The sequence below is a fragment of the Parasphingorhabdus marina DSM 22363 genome (assembly GCF_900128895.1).
GTDB lineage: Bacteria > Pseudomonadota > Alphaproteobacteria > Sphingomonadales > Sphingomonadaceae > Parasphingorhabdus > Parasphingorhabdus marina.
Genome location: NZ_FSQW01000001.1, coordinates 1,484,047 through 1,502,261 on the forward strand (window position 1 = coordinate 1,484,047; position 18,215 = coordinate 1,502,261).

Sequence of the window (18,215 nt, forward strand, 5' to 3'; positions counted from 1 at the left end):
GGGCGATAATCAAAAGGGATGGCACAAAAATTCGGATCAGTCCTGGCCGGGTCTTCATGATCACCTCAGTTCACTACTGCTGAAGCCACGACCGCCGACCAGTTGCCGATTTCGGAAACCTCCGGATCGCGGGTTCCCTGGCTGGCGGAACAGAGCAGTTTTTCGAGCGGGGAGCTGCAAATGTCGATATTCCTGATTCCGCTCCCGCTTTGCTGAAATGCGTCAACCCGGATGCGTTCTTCGCTGGCAATTGTGATGAACCGATAGGGTCCTGGAACCTGGAAAGATATCGGGCCTCGGCGATAAGGACGGTTGGGTTCAATTTTCTGATCTATTTCGCCGGGTCGCGGCAACACCAGCACAACGCCGTTCTTGGGATCAATGGCCAATAGGTAGATAAACGCCGGTCTGTCGCCACGATTGATGACGGTGGCTATGGTTTTCTCTTTCAGATCGATGTGTCTTACACCGCCATTTTCAAGTGATGGACAACTGGAGGGGCGGTATCCCTCGGCTGCAATGCAGAAGTCCACGGCACCAAAATGCGTTTGTGCCTGGCGTGTCGGGCTGGTCGTGCGCAAGGCGAGTAGCTGGTCCACGCGCGCGATCTTTTTCAGCTCCGCTTCCAGCCTGGCGGGAAAACCCGCATCTTCGATCTCGCCAAGGTCGGCGATTTTCGTGCCGTCATTGGCCTGCAATCTGGCGTGCCCGGGAATTTCCTCTGATCCGACAATGTGAATGGTGCCGGCTCGTGTGATATCGACAAAGTTCATGGCAGTAATTGCCAGCTGCACACGGTCACCCCCATCATTAGCCGGTATTTGGTTGCTGATTTTCAATATGTCCGGTGCGAAGAAATGGGCGGTTTCTTCGGCATAGATTTTCTCCGGAAGCTTGTCCGATGATCCCGGCGTGATTCTGACTCGCGCGGAATTCGGGCCAAGTTCGATGATTTGCCCGGTCGCCAATTGGGCGTTTCTGTCGACCGCATCCTGTTGCGTTGCATAAAATGCAAAAGCTGATCCCACGGTCATACCAGACAGGGACCCGGCGAGCAGTTGGACTTCGCCGTCCCGGTTCTCTGCCTCAAACAGGATGGTAGACCGCGCGCGCGCGCCCCAGGCGGCCGTCAATTCTCCTTCTGCGGATGGCGTCTGAGAGGAATGCCCATTTCGTGACACCCTCAGCTGGACCTCCGCAATAATATCTCCGAATGTTGCATGGCGCATCGCAGGCATGCGCAGTGTTTCGATCAATGCGCTGGTGAAGACTCCCGCGCGTCGCCCGATCGATCCATTGACGGTTTCCTGCGCTTCTTCGCCATCTTGCGCGGCGGCGAGATGCACCCAATAGCCATCGCCCGATCCCGCCACCGGTGGGCGGCTTGCCTGATCTTGCGGCGGACCACCGGACAAGGGTGGAACGCTGCGCGACTGTCCGTTGGCGCCATCGCGTGTGGCGGTGGCGGAATTGCAGCTGTCGAAAATTGAGACAAAATATATGCCCGCAGCGGTGGCACGGTCCTTTATTTGCTTGAGCTCAATATCGAAAATTTCACCGGCCGACCCGTTTGGATTGCGGGCATCATAGGGCAGGATCGTGCCATTATATCCCGTATCCTGATCATAATTTTCATCATCCTGATATTGTGATCCATGACCGGCGAAGTAGAAAAGCAGCGTGTCGCCAGGGCTGAGCGCCGCGATCCGGGCGTCCAGTTCGTCCATTATTCTGGCGCGGGTCGCACAGGAATTGATCAATGTGGTCGACAGATGATTTGACGTTTCGCAATTTCCGTCGCCGGATCGATCAAATTCGACTGCGTAAATTTCCCGAAACGCGTCTTTGAAGCGCAAGACATCGCCAACCGCCCCCTGCAAATCTTCAAATTCCGAGGAGCGCAGGTTTGTCCTTGAAAACTGATAAGTATCAACCCCGACAAACAGGGCGTTGAGATTGGTCAATTGGGTATCGATGCTCTTCGTGCCGATCGGCTTGTCGTCGTTTGATTTTGACCAGAAACCGGAACAGCCAGACAGGGCCATTACGGACAGCAACAGCAACGGCAGGGCGAACCAGTTTTTCATTTCATATTGGTCCGCAAAATGATCGGGCTGGCGAGAATGTTGAAGTCAAACAGCGACGGCTTCTGAATTCGCTTTTCCGTCTGGCTGTCTTGCAGATCATGGAATACCACTGCGTCGCTGCGAATGCCCTCGACGCGGGCATCAACTTGCAACGCGGGGAGGCGCTGCACCGCATAATTCAGCCATTCGGCAAGTTCAATCTTGCGATCTGAATCGAGATCAGCCTTGCCACCCTTTTCCCCCAGTCCTTCCGCCGCCAGGACGTAGGTGAGAAGGCCTTGTTTGAGATTGGCATCTTCCAGCGCCACATCATCAGCCTGAGTCGCCGTCAGAATCCGCACACCCTTGTCGAAAGCGAGCTGACCCAGTCCCGGATCACCCATCGGGCCCGGTTTGAAGCTGCCATTTTCAACACTGGCGGCGGAGTGGCAAGCATCGACAATCAGGGTCATAGCGCCGGCATCTATGTCGGTCATCCAGTTGGCCAGCTCCCGCGAGGAAACCAGGCCTTCGGCTTCAGGTGTTCCATCTTGTTGCTTCCAGGAAGCCTGGGAAGTGACGAGGTAAAACTCCCCCGTTCGATCGGTCCAGCCATGTCCCGCATAGCTGAAGATAATGAGATCATCGGGTGTCGCCTTTTCCAGATTGGCAGCATTTATTCCCAGCGCGTCCAGTCGTTTCCTTGCCTCGCTCCCATCTAACCCGGAGAGCAGTGAAAGAAGATCCCGGATGATTTGTTTGGAGACATATTTCGGTGCACCAGCGCGCTGATCCCCGGGGTTCGGGCCGACAGTGCGGATCGTCAATTGCCGGGTATCATAGCCTGGGATATCCGACAGCCTGTCACTTAGGAGGATCGCGTCATTTCCGGCAAAATTCAAATTGAGGCGCTGTTCCTGATAGTGATCAATGCCGATCGTCAGGACATAGGCTCGCGGTTGCCTCGCGGGCAGGGGAGGGCGCTCGTATTGATAGGCAGCCGTTTCGCTCTTGATCCGATCTTCGTTAAAGGCATAGGCGGTGATGAGTTGTGACAGGTCTTCCGGTCTGGAACCGGTTGGAAGGGTTACGGTCTTCTGCAAGCGATAGCGGCCGTCCGAGATTTTTGTAACGGCCTTGGATGCGGCATGCGCCGATCGCCAGCTCGCGATGGAATTCTGTGAGCGTTGATCGGTTTCGACAGAACGAAAAACAAGCTGGTGATTGCGAAAAATGCGTGGATCAAAGACGCCGCTGGTCCCGGTATCCGGTTTTCCTGTTTCATTTATTTCAATGGTGACGATCGCTTCAGCGGAATTCTCTCCCGGCGCGACATTGACAATATCCACCTGGGGCAGCCGGCGATTAAGCTCCACAATTGGTCTGACCGGGTCGAAACTGTTCGCGCAATTGCCGGCAACGCGGCAGCTGATCCACCTTTCGGTCAAACCGGGTGCGAAATAGTCACGACTGAACGCATCTGGATTGAGCGATGTAAATGGCTGATCCGGGACCAGCCAGCGAAACCTGGCGTTATAGGGATGGATATTGCTGTCATAGCGGCCGTCGGGAGTCACCGCCAGAAAACCCTGATCGGCAAAGAAATAGGTGGTGAGCACAACCGACCAGTTCCTGGTATCCCAAATCCGCAGCCCGTCCTCAGCCGAAAAGGCCCAGAACAGGGGTTTGTCCGGGAAAAATCCGCCGCCCGATACATTGCCGAATTCGAGCGCCGGTAAGGTCTCTCCGGTTTCAAAATCAAAAAGACTTATCGCGTCATCATATTCGCCGGCCACAGCCAGAATTGCCCCGTGTCGCTCCAAAACGGTTGTGTCCAGTGATGTGAGCGACGTCGGACCCCATTTATCCTCATCAACCCGCCATATGAAAACTCTGCCATTGCTGGAAACTAAAAGGCTGTTGCCATCGGGTGCAAAGGCCATGTTGGCTATGGAAGAAATATCCTTGAAGGACTTGGAGAATAACGGCTCGCCGGTGCGGGAATCCAGAATATGGCCGACAATTTGCCGATTTTCGCGTTGTACGACAACCGCTAACCTCCGCCCATCGGCTGACAATGCAAGCAGATCGACAAACGCTCCCTCAGGTATCTCCAGAGAACCAAAAGCCTCCCAGATTTCTTTTTTGGCGTCATATTTTTGAAGCCCGACATCATCGTTGTCGACGGTACGACAATTCGCAAGACCAGCGCCAACAAAGCCGTGATCGGGAGCAGGCATCATGTAGCAGCGCGCCTCAACTTTATCTTCGATTTTCCCACTGGCGACATCCACGATAACTGCGTCAGGAGGAGGACCAAGATTTTCCTCATCTTCTCCCACACGATCACCACTCGAGGAAATCTGGGTTACAACCAGCTCGTTGTCCGATATCCAGTTGGTCTGATTGTAATCACCTATAATTCTGACCTGTTGCGCAAATTTGGCGGATTGGATGTCGTAGATTTCGATGATCGAAACGTCTGCATCATAGTCAGAGTCATAGTCCATCTTGTCATTGCTCATCGCCACCCAGCGTCCCTCGGGAGACATGGAGGCCGCATCGAATTTGGCCAGTCGGTCATGCGTCAATTCGCGCTCTTCTCCGTCCGATTCACTGACCAGCAACAGGCCTCCAGCATCTGCGCCAGGATTGAATTCGGCCTCCACAATGGGTTTCCTGTGCAACGACCAAATTCCATCGTGCGAATTGGGCAAAGCCGGTAAATGAGCGTTGGCATATCGGACAGCTTCTTCGAAGCTTTGCGGTTCCTCGTCCGCTTCGTCATACACGCACATCGTGTCACTATCTTCATAGAGCACCTGGAGCGCTTCGCGTACACATTCAATATCATTTCCGTCCCAGATGATTTCGTCATTCGGCGCGGCTATCGCGGTTACCTTCCGGCTGTGCAGATCAAGAGAATATCTTCGATTGCGGGCGGGACTGTACTTTTCGTCCTTTCCAAATTTGGCGGTTACGGCATCAATTATCGCCGTCTGTCCGTCCTCAGATACCTCGATTGAGCGAAGCGCCATCAGTTCGCCGGTTTGCCCCTTCTCAGCCGGAAGGCGAAGGCGGTCGACAATATGACCGTTCGCGACGTCCCATATCGTCACAGAGCGGGTAGCGCCTACTGCGGTGATTATGAACCGGTCATCGCGAGTCCAGGCCGCGACTTCGACACCATCGGCAGGCAGGCTTTGCGGGACGACTTTTGGTTGCAGATCAATCGGGGCCTGACCGAATTCCGGTTCTGTGGAACAGGCCACAAAAAGGGGAAGGGTTGCGACGAGCAACAGCCGCAACAAACGCCTGACATATGGATAGCACTCTGGATCAGTTGCCATATCATGTGCACCTTGCTCGCAATTTTACATGCTTTCAAACATTGTATAGACTGTCAAGCTACGAAGACTATTCGGTTTTTTGAGGGGGAGGGCGATGATCCAGACGAGTTTTTCTTTGTTGTCAGCGATTTTGATGATCTCCGCTCCGCCCCCACCGAGCGAAGATGAGTCCTTCAAAATGGCGGTCGCTGACGGGTATTTTGTCGCAAGCGGAACGCTTGTGCCCAATTCAAAAGAGCATATCAAGGCCGCACGGCGAAACGATCAGAACATCAAGATCCTGGTCATGCAAAATGTTCCCGGATCAGATGATGATAATGACTATTTGGATGCGGCCTGGGGCTTGCACCAGGACGGGTTCACCACAATTGTCCCTTCGGACGGCTTGGTCGCGTCCGGTGGCACCGATTTTTTCCTGGCCGGCACTTTCCGGATCATCCAGCCCGGTGCATGTATCGGTGTGCACAGCTGGGAGGATGATGGTCCGCCACCCTATGCGGCCAACCAATTGTCGCGGGATCATGCCGAGCACGGGGATTTCCTGGAATTTTTCACGGCCATCGGCATCGCGACGGAATTTTACTGGTTTACAATCAATGCTGCCCCCGCAAGCGGGATGCACTGGATGTCGCCGGCAGAAATCAACCGGTTTAAAATGAGCTCAATCCCTTTGGCTGAAGATGACGAGGAGACGGATGCGGAACGTCAAGCGCGATGCGACAATCGCGCGATCGAATCCTGAACGAAATGCTGGGCCGTTTCCTCCCGGCTCTGACAATGGCTTTGCTGGCGACGGCGGTTCTGGCCCAACCCGGACCGGCACCAATGGACTCGACACCGCCGGGACCGAATATCCTGCCGGAAGATGAGGGGGACGAATATCCTCCAAGGCGAAAACCAGGCGACGGGGAACCAATCATTCGCGGCTGGATCGCGCCGCCTGGACATGCGCCCTGGCAAGTCCAGATCTATTCCACCATCCCCTATACGCAGACTGAGATCGACCATGATGCGCGGCTTTCCCCGATCGCTGCACAGAATCCCGGCGGCGAGCGGAAAAAATTTCTCCGCGAACGCAGCGCGTTCGAAAGACAGCACCGATGCGGCGGAGCGTATCTCGGGGAATTGTGGATTGTCACGGCCGCCCATTGCGTCGCAGGCAAGCCGTTCATCGGCGCGAATGCCGGCAAGGTCCTGACGCATCGCCGGGTGCGGATGGGAACGCAGAATTTGCAAAAGGATGGTGCGACCTATCCGATTGATTCGATTGTCATTCACAAGGATTACCAGCCCGGCAAGAAGAAGGCGGACATCGCACTGATCCGGATATCCACCGCCGGGAAGGTCGGTCGGATCCAATCGGGGAGGTTGCAATCGATCAGACTGCACAGCGTGCCATTGGGTGCAGTTCCGATCCCGGACACCGAATTTCTTGAAGTCTCCGGGTGGGGACTTACGGGTCCTTTGGCGGTGGGTGCGGAGAATGTCCGCCTAGATCAGGAGGGCAAAATCCAGCGCAACCCGGCCCGACTCCACTATGTCCCGGTGCGCCATCTGTCGCGCAAGGGTTGCAAGAAATATGCATCACTCCGAGACAGCATAAAGAAAGGCATGATTTGCGCGCTCGGCTGGTCCAAATCTCCCGACATTGCCTATGGCGACTCCTGTTTGGGCGACAGCGGCGGCCCGCTGGTCAGGCGGCGGTCCAGTGGAGCCGTTCGTCTGGTGGGATTGGTATCCTGGGGCAAAGGGTGCGGATTGCCGAATATGCCAGGGGTCTATGTCGACATTTCTTACTATTCGAAATGGATCATTTCCGCACAAGTCGGTGCCCGATCAGGCATATCGCGGCGATAGGCCGACCAATCGCGACCGATATTGCGCCACAGGATTAGCCTCGCAGATTCCGCTTTTGTTCGACCGAAGCCATAGATCCTTTGGGGATTACGTCATCTCTGCCCCCACCCCAATGTCCGCTATGGGCGCAAAAGCGGACGTTTCAAAATCTCACGGATTCAACGAAAAGGATTGGTAAAGCGGGCATCTGCAACCAGACTTTCGTCCGAAAGTGTTTCCATGAAGTCCACCAGCGCCTGTTTGTCCGCATCGGACAGATTGAGCTGCTGGGGATTGTTTCCCTGGGTGAGCCGATTGTCCAGCGCCGGACCGCTCTGAATACCGCTGTTATAATGCTCAACCACCTCGGCCAGTGATGAGAAGCGCCCATCGTGCATGAAGAAGTTCGACAGCGCGACATTTTTGAGGGAGGGCGATTTGAATTCGATGGTTTCCCCTGCATCGAGGCCGTTGCTGTCACTGTTTCCCGCAAGGGCAAAAGTGGGTGGCTGATGACAGGCAGAGCAACCGGCACCGCCGTTATTGCGGCCTGTCATGAACAATTGTCGTCCCCGGTTTTCGGAAGCGGTGAAGCCTGGAAGCGTGGCGTTCAAATTGCGGTTGTCGGCATTGGGATTGAACACCTGCGCATAGGCGCGATCCCAGCGGCTGTCGGAGGAGATCATCGCGCGCTGGAACTGTGCCAGCGCCTGCTGCATCCGTGCTTCGGTAATCGTCGCGTTGCCAAAGGCAAATTCAAACAGTGCCGGATAATATTCCAGACCTTCCATGCGCGTGATCAGCGCTGGCACGCCGCCCGCCGCATCATCCCAGCCCATTTCGACCGGGCTCTTCACTGGCTCGGTGGCCTGTTCCTCCAGCGAGTCTGCGCGCTTGTCCCAGAACATGTCGCCCGGGCCAAAGTAGCGGACATTGCCCAGCCGCATGGCATGCATCCCGGTTTCCTCGTTCAGGAAACCGACACTTTTCTGCAGGGGATCATCAAAGCCGGCCGACTGCTGGTGACAACTGGAGCAGCTGATCGTGTTGTTGACGCTCAACTGGGTATCATAAAACAGCACCCGGCCGAGTGTCGCGATACGGTCCTCCAGCTGGTTGTTGGCCGGCTGGTTGTCGCGGTTGTTGAGCGTATTGTCATAATAGGCCGGCAGTGCCGGATCGGCATAGTTGAGGAGATTATCGAGGTCGATGGTGGTATATTCCGCCACAGTTTCCGCCAATGTCGGATCGGTTGGTGTGGGGGTCGGCGTTGGTGTTGGCGCGGGTGTCGTCGCAACGGGGAGAGTAACCGTTGAGGAGCCATCACCATCGCCGCCCCCGCCGCCGCAGGCCTGCAAAAACAGAGAGGCCGTTACGGCGACTATAGACAACTTGCTTCCCCGGATACCGAGCTTGATCATGGGATACTCTCCATCTCAATTTCGGGCGCTGATTTTTCACCCTGTTATAGTGGGACAACGCCGCGGCCGTTCCCGATCCGCACACGGATTTGAGATAATTCCGAATTTTTGTTTATATTACTGATTTAATGTGGTTTTTTAACGCTGCCGACTTCGCCTCACAAAGTCGGGCCCCGGAGTTCCCTTGAAACAGCGCGGGATTACTGGCCAGTCGCGGGTCAGGAAATAGGCATAGGTGCCATCCGGAAAATCCGGTGTCCTGACAAACCGGCCGTTGCACACATCCAGATTTCCTGCACCCTGGACATAATCATAGTCGCGCGTGAAGGTTCCGTCATATGTCCCGCCGGGATTGCCATTCCCGGAAGGCCGGCTGCCTTTTTTAACACGGTATCCCGACGTCATTTCGATCACGCTGCCAATATTTTCGGGATCGCCATATAAAGCGTAGATGGGAAAGCCATCCGCAGCCCAACCGATCAGGGGCGAATGCGCTTGTGCACTGACATTCAGCCTGTCCAGCAGCAATGTTGGCAGACCATGATAGTGATAGGCTCCCTGTGGCTGGACATGGGCATGATTGGTATCGAGTCCCATGTTCAATGCATTGCGCAGTGGTTCATATTGCCAGCCGCTACTGCGGTCGCCTTGGTAAAATTCATTGGCCCCGGGATCAAAAACGACGCCGTTGACGGCCACGCCGAAAACCTGGCCCAGGGCATTCCGGATGCCGCCAGTCAACTGCGGAGCGGCAGGAACGCGGTAGCTGTGTTGCTGCACAGATATCCGGTGGGGGTTACCCGCATTGGGAAATTTACCCGTCAGATGCCGGGCAATTCCGTTGGATCGGAGCACGCGCCATTTTTGCGCCTTGTCGTCGGTGACTATACTAAGCGCGATCGGTTGCTCGGTTGCGGGAACCAGCAATGCTGCACCATTGCTTTGGGTGACCGTGTGACGGCGGGTGGGCGGTTGGCGGAATGCGTGTCCGCGACGTGCGTGACTGGCAGGCTGGCACACCAGCTCATCCTGATCGGGAGGCGAAAAACATGTGCCGGACCGTTCTCCACGGCGCGTACGGAAGGAACAGCTGTCATTTTCCTGCTTTTTGGCACAGGCCTTGAGGGCCTCGGCCGGTGGACCGCTGCGGTCAGATGGTCCACGCTGGGCGGACAAATAATCATATGTAGCGAGCATCGCGAGAGGCAGGACGATGCTCGCCAGTAGGAATGATTTTGCGCGGGACTGGTGATTTCTGCTCATCGCAATTCTTTTGAATCCTCATTTGTCAGAAACTGTAGCGCAGCGAGAAAATACCTTTGAATTCATCGCTGGCATGAAGGTTCACACCGTTGATGTTGATATTCGCATCTTCGTAATTGAGGCCGAGATTGAGCGAGAGGCCACGGGCGATGTCATGGCTTACTCCGACAGCCGCGGATTTCTCGCTCATGCCTTCCACATCGCCATAATGGGCTTCTGCGGAGAGCGTCCAGCTCTGGATTTTCGTCCGCACCCCGGCAGATACGAACCAGCGATCCGCATCGAAGCCCGGTGACTCAAGTCGCTCAAAACCGGCACCAAGGTCAAAAACACTACTGCCAAAGGTCAGTTCGCCAACCAGTTCACCACCCGTGGTGTCAAAGGTGGTGGTGCCATCCTGCGAGGTGAAGGTGCCGTCTGCGAAACGGGCGGAGAAGCGATAGTCATTTTGTCCAATGGGGCGCTGAAATGTGCTGCCAATTTCAAAGTCCCCGTTTTCGTCCATCACGCCGCTCAGGCGAAACGGGCCGTACCGGCCAACATAGCCGCCACCCCAGTTGTCGAGGCCGCCATAGAAGCTGTCAAAAGCAAGGTCCGCATTACCTGCACCGCGCAGACGACGGGTTTCTTCGCGGACCAGGCCGGAGACATTGCCGCCAATCACCGTACCCCAGCTGGTGCCGACATAGGCGGCGACATTGTCGCCATAGTCATTGGCACTTTCATCATATTGCCCGAAATAGGCCACACCCAGAGTCCAGCGATTGGACAGCTGGGTTTCGGCTGTAACCTGAAAATTGCTGGTGAATCCGATATCAATATCCTGTGCATCTGGGGTGCTGTCGATGTCGAACGTCACGGGAATATCGACCAACCCGGTGAGTTCGACCGTCACGTCCCCCAGATCGAATGCCAGCGGTTCTTCCAGCGAAGACAATGTGTCATAATTGAGGGACACGCTTTGTGCTTTTGCTGCTGCCGGGACTGTCAAAATCATGATCAGGGAAAATCCGGTGGCCAAGGCCAGGAGCTTGGTTCTGTTCATCTGACTAGGCCTTTTTGGGGAACATGTTACGAAAGGCGTTGCGGGCAATCGCCCGGCCCGCGGTCATTGCCGCGTCATGGTCGAGTTTCCAGTGCACGCCGCCATAAAGCCGGCTCCAGCCATTTTCTTCGGCGGTCTGTTCCAGGTTTGTCCAATGCCGGCGCCGGCCCTTGAGTACTGGCCAGAGGACCTGATCTGGCGATTCATGACTGAAGCTGACCTCGCTGGTGCCAAGCAGCAGTGTTGCCAGCTCCACACCCGCGGCACCAAATGTGGAATGCCCTGATGTGTAAGCCGGGAATTCCGGCGTTGGGATATAGCTTTGCCAATTCTTGTGCCGGGAAACACGCGGGTCGGCATTGCCGAATTTTTCGGCCCGGTGACGGATCGCGGTTTCCGGACGGATCACATCATAATGATATTTATTGTCCCAGGCGTTGATCGAGGCGTCGCATTGCGTCGCACCGAACAGGGCAAACGCCCGCGCCAGATCGAGAAAGTCCAGGCCGCGATCCTGGAGCACCTGCATGCCGATCAGGATGAAATGACCGGGCGGCGTGATGCCCCATGGACCATCTTCCCAGAACAGCGCAATCTCGGCCTGATCCGCAGTCCGGATCCTGCTGTCCTTGCCGCCAAGCCGCCGTATCGTGTCGAATTCCTCGGCAAATTCGGGGCTCGCCGGATCGTAAAAAGCCGCACTGCGGAACTGCGATCCGCTTTGCATGGACCAGGGTGTAATTTTGCCATGGCCGGGGAATAGCGGTCGGGTAAAACTGCCAAATGCCGGGCCGGGCTTGGCGCTGTAAAACGGTCCGGTTGGCGTCCATTTCAACGCATCATCACGGCGCTGGTAGCGACCCAGATAGAAATTCGCCTTGTTCGGCTCCGCCCCATCATTGGTCCGCATTCTGACGATTTTCAGGCCTACTTCGCGTCCCCATTTGATGCCAAGTGATTTGGCTTCACCATCAGGAAACCGGTCTTTGAATGCATTGCGCTCAAAGAGGAACGGTTGCTGGAAATTTTCTGAAGCCGCCGTGGTGAAAGCCACGCCATAAGCGACTTCAGGATCGGCGCCTCGGGGGGCGGCGCCGATACCATAGGGCTCGGAATAACGGCCAATGATAGCATTGGCTGCCAGAAATCCGGCCACCATGGGCGCAGCAAAATTGTACGCGGCACGCGGTGGAGGGACCCGTTGGTCGCGTACTTGCTGCATCACAATATCGACCCAGTGAAACACCGTGTTCTGATATTGTGGCTTGAGGATCGGGGTGAGGTAGCTGGTCTTGCTGCCATAGGAACTGGTGCTGCAGGCGGGCAATGTAGCGATGGCTGCGGCCGCTGCTCCGGTTCCCAGCACTTGACGTCGATTCAGGTCCATGATCGCTTTGCTATCCTTTCGACAGGATAACGTCGCCATGTCGCTTCACCCGCACTGCTGCAGGAACATCGTGCGGAAATAATTTCTAATCGTTTGATTTGTAAGGATTAAAATGTAGTTTTGACGGACAGCCTCAGACTGAAGGGCCGCAACGGAACTTCCTGTTGTTCGCGCCGGATGGTGAAGGGATTGCCGAAGGCAAAGCGATTGCCACGGGTGTTGGTGATGTTGATTGCCTCCAGCCCGACCTCCCAGTCAGGATCGCGCCAGATGAGTGAAAGATCGGCACTCGCATAATCGCCCTGCCGCACCTGCTCGGTTGGGCCTATATCAAGCACCGACCTGCCGTGATAGTTCAGGCCAGCAGATCCAACGAGAACGGAATCCCCGGCCAACTGGTGGGTATATTGCAGGTCAAGCTGCGCGCCATAGGGTGCGATGTTGGGGAGCATCGAACTGATTGCTCCCTGATTGGGCGTCAGCCGCATGACTTCCGAATGATTGAGGAAAAAGCTGTTGCGGAGGTTCAGGTTGGGTGACAATGCGGCGGAGCTCTGAAAAGTCAGGCCGAATATCTCTGCATCCCCGATATTTCTTGTGATGGTGAAACCTTCCGGTTCAATCAAATCGGCCTGGATGTCATTCCAGCGCAAGTAAAATCCAGCCAGTTTGAAATCAATTGGTGCGTCGCCCTCCAGACGCCCTTTCAGCCCGGCTTCCACTGACCGTACCCGATCTGACTCAAATCGCGATATCTGGGGTGTTCCGTTGTCGGTTCTTTCGACTGTGATGCCTCCTGTCCGAAAGCCTTGCTGGTAGCGAAGGTAAGCTCCGATACCGTCACTTAACCGCACAGACAGTCCGGCGGCGGGAAGGAATCTTGTTTCATCCGTTTGCGGCTCCACCGGCGGGGCAGCACCAAATATGCGCCTGGTCCGGCCTTCGGTAACAGCCAGGCGGCCACCGGCTGTCAGCGTCAGGCCATCTTGTACCTGATAGCTCGCTTCGCCGAACAGGGCATATTCGCGGACATCGTAGACGATATTGACAAATGGTGGCGGGTCTTGCCCATCCAGATTGATGAACAGCTGATCTATATCGTCCTCGTGGTCCAGTGCGCTGCCGCCGAGCAGCCAGGAAAACCGGTTGCCGATTTTCCCGGACAGGCGGGTCTCATGATCGACCAGCAACACCTGGCGTCTCTCATCATAGAGATCACCGCCACCTGGCCCATCGAGGACAGTCGCATCATAGCGGGTGTTCAGATCATGACTCACCAGGCCGGTTGAAGAAAGCAGATCAATCTCACCGATCGCACCCTTCAGCACCATATTGAGGCCGAAAATGTCGCCGTCAAAGCGCTGTCCGACGCGGGAGCTTTGCGTCAGGCCCGGCAAACTGGCATCGACATACTGGCCATCGCGCGCTTCGGTCATCTGGGCAAATCCGGACAAGTCGAGAGACCATATGCTGGAAAATTCGGTCCGCAGGGCCAGTCTGCCGCCTTCTACCCTGACCCGGTTGACATCTTCCAGGTCGCGCCGGCTGTCATCGATAAAGCCACCCGATTGACCCTTGTAGATGACACCGCGCAAAGCCTGTCCCTCGACCGTCGGGAGGTTGATCATGGCGCCGAGATCATAGCCCGGATCACCGCCCTTGGTGACCATGGCGGATCCCCAGACTGAACCCCTAATTCGGTCAATCTTGGGTGCCGCTGGCACCATTCTGATGACACCACCAATGGCACCTGCTCCATAGAGCGTGCCTTGCGGACCTTCGAGAAGCTCGATCGTCTCCATGTCGTAGAGCCGAAGGTCCGGATTGGACGCACTGTAGAGCAACCGCTGTTCACCGAGATACATGCCGATGGTCGACTGGGTTGGCCCGTTAAAACTGCTGTCAGCAATACCACGAATAAACAGCTTGTTCCGTCCGCTGCCCAGCGCCGTGCTGTTGGTCACTGGTATTTTTGTCAGCAAACCATCGAGACCTTCGGACAGCTGACCACTGGTAAGTCCGTCCAGCGAAACACTATCCACACCCCCCGGATAATCGAGCATCGCAAAGTCCCGCTTGGTCGCCTGGACGATAATGGGGTTGGGGGGCTGTGGCCGGGGGGCTGTAGCCTGAATCGGTTTGGCAGCGCGGGACTGTACCGGGTTCGAACGAGGGATGGCGGACCGACGCTCAATCCGGAATGTGCGGTCATTCACCTTGCGGACCTGATAGGGCGTGCCGCGAAACAGCAGGTTCAGTGCCTGTCTCGGTGTATATTGCCCTTTGATTGTGGAAGTGCGGATGTCGCCCAGTGCGGCACTGGTGCCGATGACGGAAATATTTGCCTGTCGACTCAGCACACCCAGCGCGGTGCTCAGTCGCCCCGCCGGAACATCAAATGAAAGGATCCGTTCCGATTGTGCCAATGCGCCAGAAAAAGGCAGAACCGTCGTTGCAGGCAAGGCGAGCGCCACGATCGGGAAAATCCCGTAAAATTTCTTGAGTCCCACCATCCCGGAGGGGACTAGTTTATCTCGAACAAACGGACAAGCATCATGGTCATTCAGTTGGAGATGATCCAGATATCGCCATTTTTCCGGGCAGTTCCCTCAAGAACAGCAGCCAGATCGGCCATCACCACGGCTTCTTCATTGGCGAGGTTCAGCGTGCCTGTTAACCGTTGCCCGGACAATTCATCCGGAACGGTTATTTTGGTTGCCAATATCCGCTCAATATCGGCGATGACCGAGGCTAGGGACCGGTTTTCAAATACCAGCTGACCATCTTGCCAGGCCAGGACAGACTCGCTGGAGACCGGCCGGCTGGTATAGGACAGATTATCCAGCTGCATGCGGATTTCTGTTCCCGCCTCGACCATAATTCTCTGTTCATCCGGATTGACCATCACCGCGCCGTCCGTAACTGCCAGTCGCATTTCCCCGTCATCCCGGATGACATTGAAAACGGTCCCCACATCGACCAGCATCAAGTCAGCCACTTCAACCCTGATCGCGCCTGGAATATCGCTGGTCACTGCGAAGCTGGCTTCACCGCTGATCATCCGGATGGTCTTGCCCGTTTCATTGACCGCCAGCTCGCTATTGCCATTCATGGTCATGGTGATTGAGGGACCAATTGCGACAGTTCGAACCTCGCCAGGCGCGGTCTCCATCAGGGCATATTCCGGCCCGGACTGTCCCGGCCAAAACACGATAGCAGCGATCAATACGGCCGCAATCGCCCCAAATCCTGCCCACCAGGATCGATTGTCATTGGCTGCACCAGGCGTCTTGTGTTTGGTGTTTGCAGGAACCTGTGGTTCCGGGTTTGTCTCTGGTCCGGAATTTTTTGCCGCCATTGTTTCAAGATCAGCATCAGCCTCAACCACCTGGTCATAGCACTGGCCATGTGCCGGATCTTGTTCCAGCCATGCGGAAAATGCTTCCCAGTCATCAACATCCATCCGGTCTTCCTGCTGTTGCAGCACCCAGCGGACGGCCTGTTCCCAGATCGGGTCATTGGAAGGATTGTGATCATTCATATGAGGTTCAGACGTCATGGCCCGGCTCCACCCGCATCATCTTTCTCCATTTTTTCCCGATATTCACGGATCACGCGATAGGCGCGCTGGAGATGCTTTTCGACAGCACTGATGCTTATTGCATATTGATCGGCGATTTCTTTCTGCGGAATTTCCTGGAGCCGAAAGTCCAGAAATATCGCGCGCGTTCGCTCCGGCATTTTTTCCAGTTCAGCCAAAACGGCACGCAAGTTATCGCGCTCCATGGCAATTTTTTCGGGCGTCAGATTATTCTGACCGCCGCCAACATGAACATCAACCTGTTCTGCCCAAAGCGTTTCACGAGCCAATTTGCGAGCTGCTGAACGTTTCGCGTCGCGAACCGCATTTTCACAGCTCTTGAACAGATAGGCCAGTGGATTTTCGACAGGCTGTGCATGCTCCAGGTCCCGGATTTTTATCCAGACATTTTGCAACAGATCTTCGGCCAGAGCAGCGTCGCGAGTCCGCGCCATCAGGAACCGCAGCAACGGTTGTCGATTTTCTTCAAAAACGGACAAAAGGCCGCTGTGTCGCTGATCCAAAAAGACTGTCCTGTGCAGTTTTGTGTGGCCAATCTATCAGCGGATGGAGAGGTTTCAACAATATACCGGTACACGCATGTCTTGAGCTGCTCGAAAAAGGGATGTGACCTACGGCAAACGGATGAATAACCGTAACGTCCGCTTTGGGCGCAAAAGCGGACATTAGGAGTTTGTTGTATCAGAGTGCTGCTCTCTACGATCTGACAGGTCTTCAACACCTGAGTTTACAGATCATGAACGTTCAGGGTAGCTGAAGGCGATAATGACAAAACCCAAATTGATTCCATTCCAAGTACCATGGTCAGTGGATCCGGCTGTGCCTCTCCTTGAATTGTTTTCCACGCCATCTGGCAAACCTCTTTCGGCCACTTTCACCGCCTATTTTATGCTCGATGATCACCAGAAACCCGAACCATTACCGGATTCCATAGAAGGTTTGTCCATTGTTTCTGGACGACCGGCCTTTGAACCCAAACGCGATGAAAGAGATGCACCCTTTCGACTGGTGCGAGTCAATTTCGAAAATGGCCGCTATGGCCGTACCTTGGGAGCCTATGCCGACGATCAAGAAATTCCGGAAGATGACTATGATTGGTCGGCTCTGCCGTGCAACCTGTCACCGGAAGAGGATATCCGGGATAATATAAAGAGAAGAGGGATATACTGGCTTGAGACAGGTAAGGCCCCAAATCCACGAGCTTTTGAAATAGAAGGTTCGCCTTGGCTTGCGGAGTTGGACGAAGAAGAGGCCAAAGGCCTGCATCATTACATCTTTCTAGGTCATGAAATCTATGTCGAGGTGCTGGCCGAAGGGTGGTCATGGGAAGCCGGGCAACCAGTGGATTGACTGTTTAGCGCTGCTGTCTCAGAGCGGCAGCATGATGGAGTCCACTTTCGGGTTTAAGCGGCCCTGTCACTAGAGTCCGCTTTGGGCGCAGAAGCGGACGTTGTGGGATCATAAGCTGGCCTTCCGCTAACGACCCAGGATCAGAACTCAATTATTGGTGCCGAGTGCCTGATCCGCTAGAATCGTGTCCATATACTCTACGACCTTGACGATCTTACCGTTACGCAATGTGAAAATGAAGCAATAGTCATTGTCGTAGCGCTCACCCTCATGGGTTTCAGCATTGCCCTTCGCTTGAACTGCCACATGTTGCCCGTCAGCGACTATTAACTCTGCTGCAGTCAGATATGGTCCGGCAAACCGCGCGAAGAGTGGGCCCACAAGCTCGCGAGTAACGGCGTCGAGACCTTTGGCATGCTTCGACCATGCGCTCGACCCCATGACCTGCCATTCGATACGATCATCGAATAGGGGCATGAAATTCGAAGGATCACCCTTGGCCAATCCGTCAAATGCACTGGTGATAAGCGCGCGGTTTTTTTCGGTAAGATCATCCATTTGAACGCCCCCTGCTGTCTCTTGAACTTTGGCGAGGCTATCATGGCCAATCCAACCCGCAAAATAAATATTGTGGGCTGCTCAACTAACACACCAGATTTGGTCGTTCGAAACAGTATGAGCTAACGTCCGTTTTCGGGATTGAGCGGCCTTTGGTGCCTAGTGCATAGAAGTGTATGTAAGCATGCATGCCAAAATCCCTCAAGTTATGGCGCCGGAATTGAAAACGATTTCTCGCTTGCATGCCTTCCTCAACGGATCACTCGCAAAAGCCGGAGTTCTCTTGGCGTAACTAGCTATTTTGAGGGTCCGTGTTTTGATTCAAATCAAAGTCTGGT

General features: G+C 55.2%; 13 protein-coding genes. 3 read left to right on the forward strand and 10 right to left on the reverse strand.

What is annotated here, in order from left to right; all coding sequences use genetic code 11:
* Positions 1-65: 65 nt before the first annotated feature.
* Both BUQ90_RS07345 and BUQ90_RS07350 read right to left on the reverse strand, forming a co-directional pair.
* Positions 66-2,087, reverse strand: a complete 2,022-nt coding sequence (locus BUQ90_RS07345; protein WP_074204374.1) for a caspase family protein — start codon at positions 2,085-2,087, stop codon at positions 66-68.
* Entirely contained in the window at positions 2,084-5,416 is a 3,333-nt protein-coding gene (locus BUQ90_RS07350) for a caspase family protein (RefSeq protein WP_074204375.1), read from the reverse strand. Before BUQ90_RS07350 ends, BUQ90_RS07345 begins: the two co-directional genes overlap by 4 nt.
* Positions 5,417-5,510: 94 nt before the next feature.
* Between BUQ90_RS07350 and BUQ90_RS07355 the strand changes: the two genes are divergently transcribed.
* Both BUQ90_RS07355 and BUQ90_RS07360 read left to right on the forward strand, forming a co-directional pair.
* Complete coding sequence (locus BUQ90_RS07355) at positions 5,511-6,158, forward strand: hypothetical protein (protein ID WP_074204376.1); 648 nt, start codon at positions 5,511-5,513, stop codon at positions 6,156-6,158.
* Positions 6,131-7,273 carry a S1 family serine peptidase gene (locus BUQ90_RS07360; RefSeq protein WP_074204377.1) on the forward strand — a complete coding sequence of 381 codons (1,143 nt, stop codon included), beginning with the start codon at positions 6,131-6,133 and terminating at the stop codon, positions 7,271-7,273. The genes BUQ90_RS07355 and BUQ90_RS07360 overlap by 28 nt, the downstream gene beginning before the upstream one ends.
* Positions 7,274-7,431: 158 nt before the next feature.
* On the opposite strand, the gene BUQ90_RS07365 is transcribed toward BUQ90_RS07360, so the two are convergent.
* From BUQ90_RS07365 to BUQ90_RS07395, 7 genes are all read right to left on the reverse strand, one after another.
* Positions 7,432-8,673 (reverse strand): cytochrome-c peroxidase, encoded by a 1,242-nt coding sequence (locus BUQ90_RS07365; protein WP_074204378.1) that lies wholly within the window; start codon positions 8,671-8,673, stop codon positions 7,432-7,434.
* A gap of 138 nt (positions 8,674-8,811) precedes the next feature.
* Positions 8,812-9,936 (reverse strand): YHYH protein, encoded by a 1,125-nt coding sequence (locus tag BUQ90_RS07370; protein WP_074204379.1) that lies wholly within the window; start codon positions 9,934-9,936, stop codon positions 8,812-8,814.
* Positions 9,937-9,961: 25 nt separating this feature from the next.
* Positions 9,962-10,981, reverse strand: a complete 1,020-nt coding sequence (locus tag BUQ90_RS07375) for a hypothetical protein (RefSeq protein WP_074204380.1) — start codon at positions 10,979-10,981, stop codon at positions 9,962-9,964.
* A 4-nt stretch (positions 10,982-10,985) separates the two neighbouring features.
* Complete coding sequence (locus BUQ90_RS07380; protein ID WP_074204381.1) at positions 10,986-12,368, reverse strand: vanadium-dependent haloperoxidase; 1,383 nt, start codon at positions 12,366-12,368, stop codon at positions 10,986-10,988.
* A 107-nt stretch (positions 12,369-12,475) separates the two neighbouring features.
* Positions 12,476-14,878, reverse strand: coding sequence for a TonB-dependent receptor (locus tag BUQ90_RS07385; protein ID WP_159437053.1), 2,403 nt, complete (start codon positions 14,876-14,878; stop codon positions 12,476-12,478).
* A 53-nt stretch (positions 14,879-14,931) separates the two neighbouring features.
* Positions 14,932-15,927, reverse strand: a complete 996-nt coding sequence (locus tag BUQ90_RS07390; protein ID WP_074204383.1) for a FecR family protein — start codon at positions 15,925-15,927, stop codon at positions 14,932-14,934.
* Complete coding sequence (locus BUQ90_RS07395; protein WP_084192545.1) at positions 15,924-16,472, reverse strand: RNA polymerase sigma factor; 549 nt, start codon at positions 16,470-16,472, stop codon at positions 15,924-15,926. Before BUQ90_RS07395 ends, BUQ90_RS07390 begins: the two co-directional genes overlap by 4 nt.
* 262 nt (positions 16,473-16,734) lie before the next feature.
* On the opposite strand from BUQ90_RS07395, the gene BUQ90_RS07400 reads away from it, so the two are divergent.
* Complete coding sequence (locus BUQ90_RS07400; RefSeq protein ID WP_074204384.1) at positions 16,735-17,319, forward strand: hypothetical protein; 585 nt, start codon at positions 16,735-16,737, stop codon at positions 17,317-17,319.
* Between the two features lie 147 nt (positions 17,320-17,466).
* On the opposite strand, the gene BUQ90_RS07405 is transcribed toward BUQ90_RS07400, so the two are convergent.
* Positions 17,467-17,877, reverse strand: coding sequence for a nuclear transport factor 2 family protein (locus BUQ90_RS07405; protein ID WP_074204385.1), 411 nt, complete (start codon positions 17,875-17,877; stop codon positions 17,467-17,469).
* Between the last annotated feature and the right edge of the window lie 338 nt (positions 17,878-18,215).

Coding starts and splice junctions, on each gene's coding strand:
- BUQ90_RS07345 (WP_074204374.1), bottom strand. CDS start 2,087: ATGAAAAACTGGTTCGCCCTGCCGTTGCTGTTGCTGTCCGTAATGGCC.
- BUQ90_RS07350 (WP_074204375.1), bottom strand. CDS start 5,416: ATGGCAACTGATCCAGAGTGCTATCCATATGTCAGGCGTTTGTTGCGG.
- BUQ90_RS07355 (WP_074204376.1), top strand. CDS start 5,511: ATGATCCAGACGAGTTTTTCTTTGTTGTCAGCGATTTTGATGATCTCC.
- BUQ90_RS07360 (WP_074204377.1), top strand. CDS start 6,131: ATGCGACAATCGCGCGATCGAATCCTGAACGAAATGCTGGGCCGTTTC.
- BUQ90_RS07365 (WP_074204378.1), bottom strand. CDS start 8,673: ATGATCAAGCTCGGTATCCGGGGAAGCAAGTTGTCTATAGTCGCCGTA.
- BUQ90_RS07370 (WP_074204379.1), bottom strand. CDS start 9,936: ATGAGCAGAAATCACCAGTCCCGCGCAAAATCATTCCTACTGGCGAGC.
- BUQ90_RS07375 (WP_074204380.1), bottom strand. CDS start 10,981: ATGAACAGAACCAAGCTCCTGGCCTTGGCCACCGGATTTTCCCTGATC.
- BUQ90_RS07380 (WP_074204381.1), bottom strand. CDS start 12,368: ATGGACCTGAATCGACGTCAAGTGCTGGGAACCGGAGCAGCGGCCGCA.
- BUQ90_RS07390 (WP_074204383.1), bottom strand. CDS start 15,927: ATGACGTCTGAACCTCATATGAATGATCACAATCCTTCCAATGACCCG.
- BUQ90_RS07400 (WP_074204384.1), top strand. CDS start 16,735: ATGACAAAACCCAAATTGATTCCATTCCAAGTACCATGGTCAGTGGAT.
- BUQ90_RS07405 (WP_074204385.1), bottom strand. CDS start 17,877: ATGGATGATCTTACCGAAAAAAACCGCGCGCTTATCACCAGTGCATTT.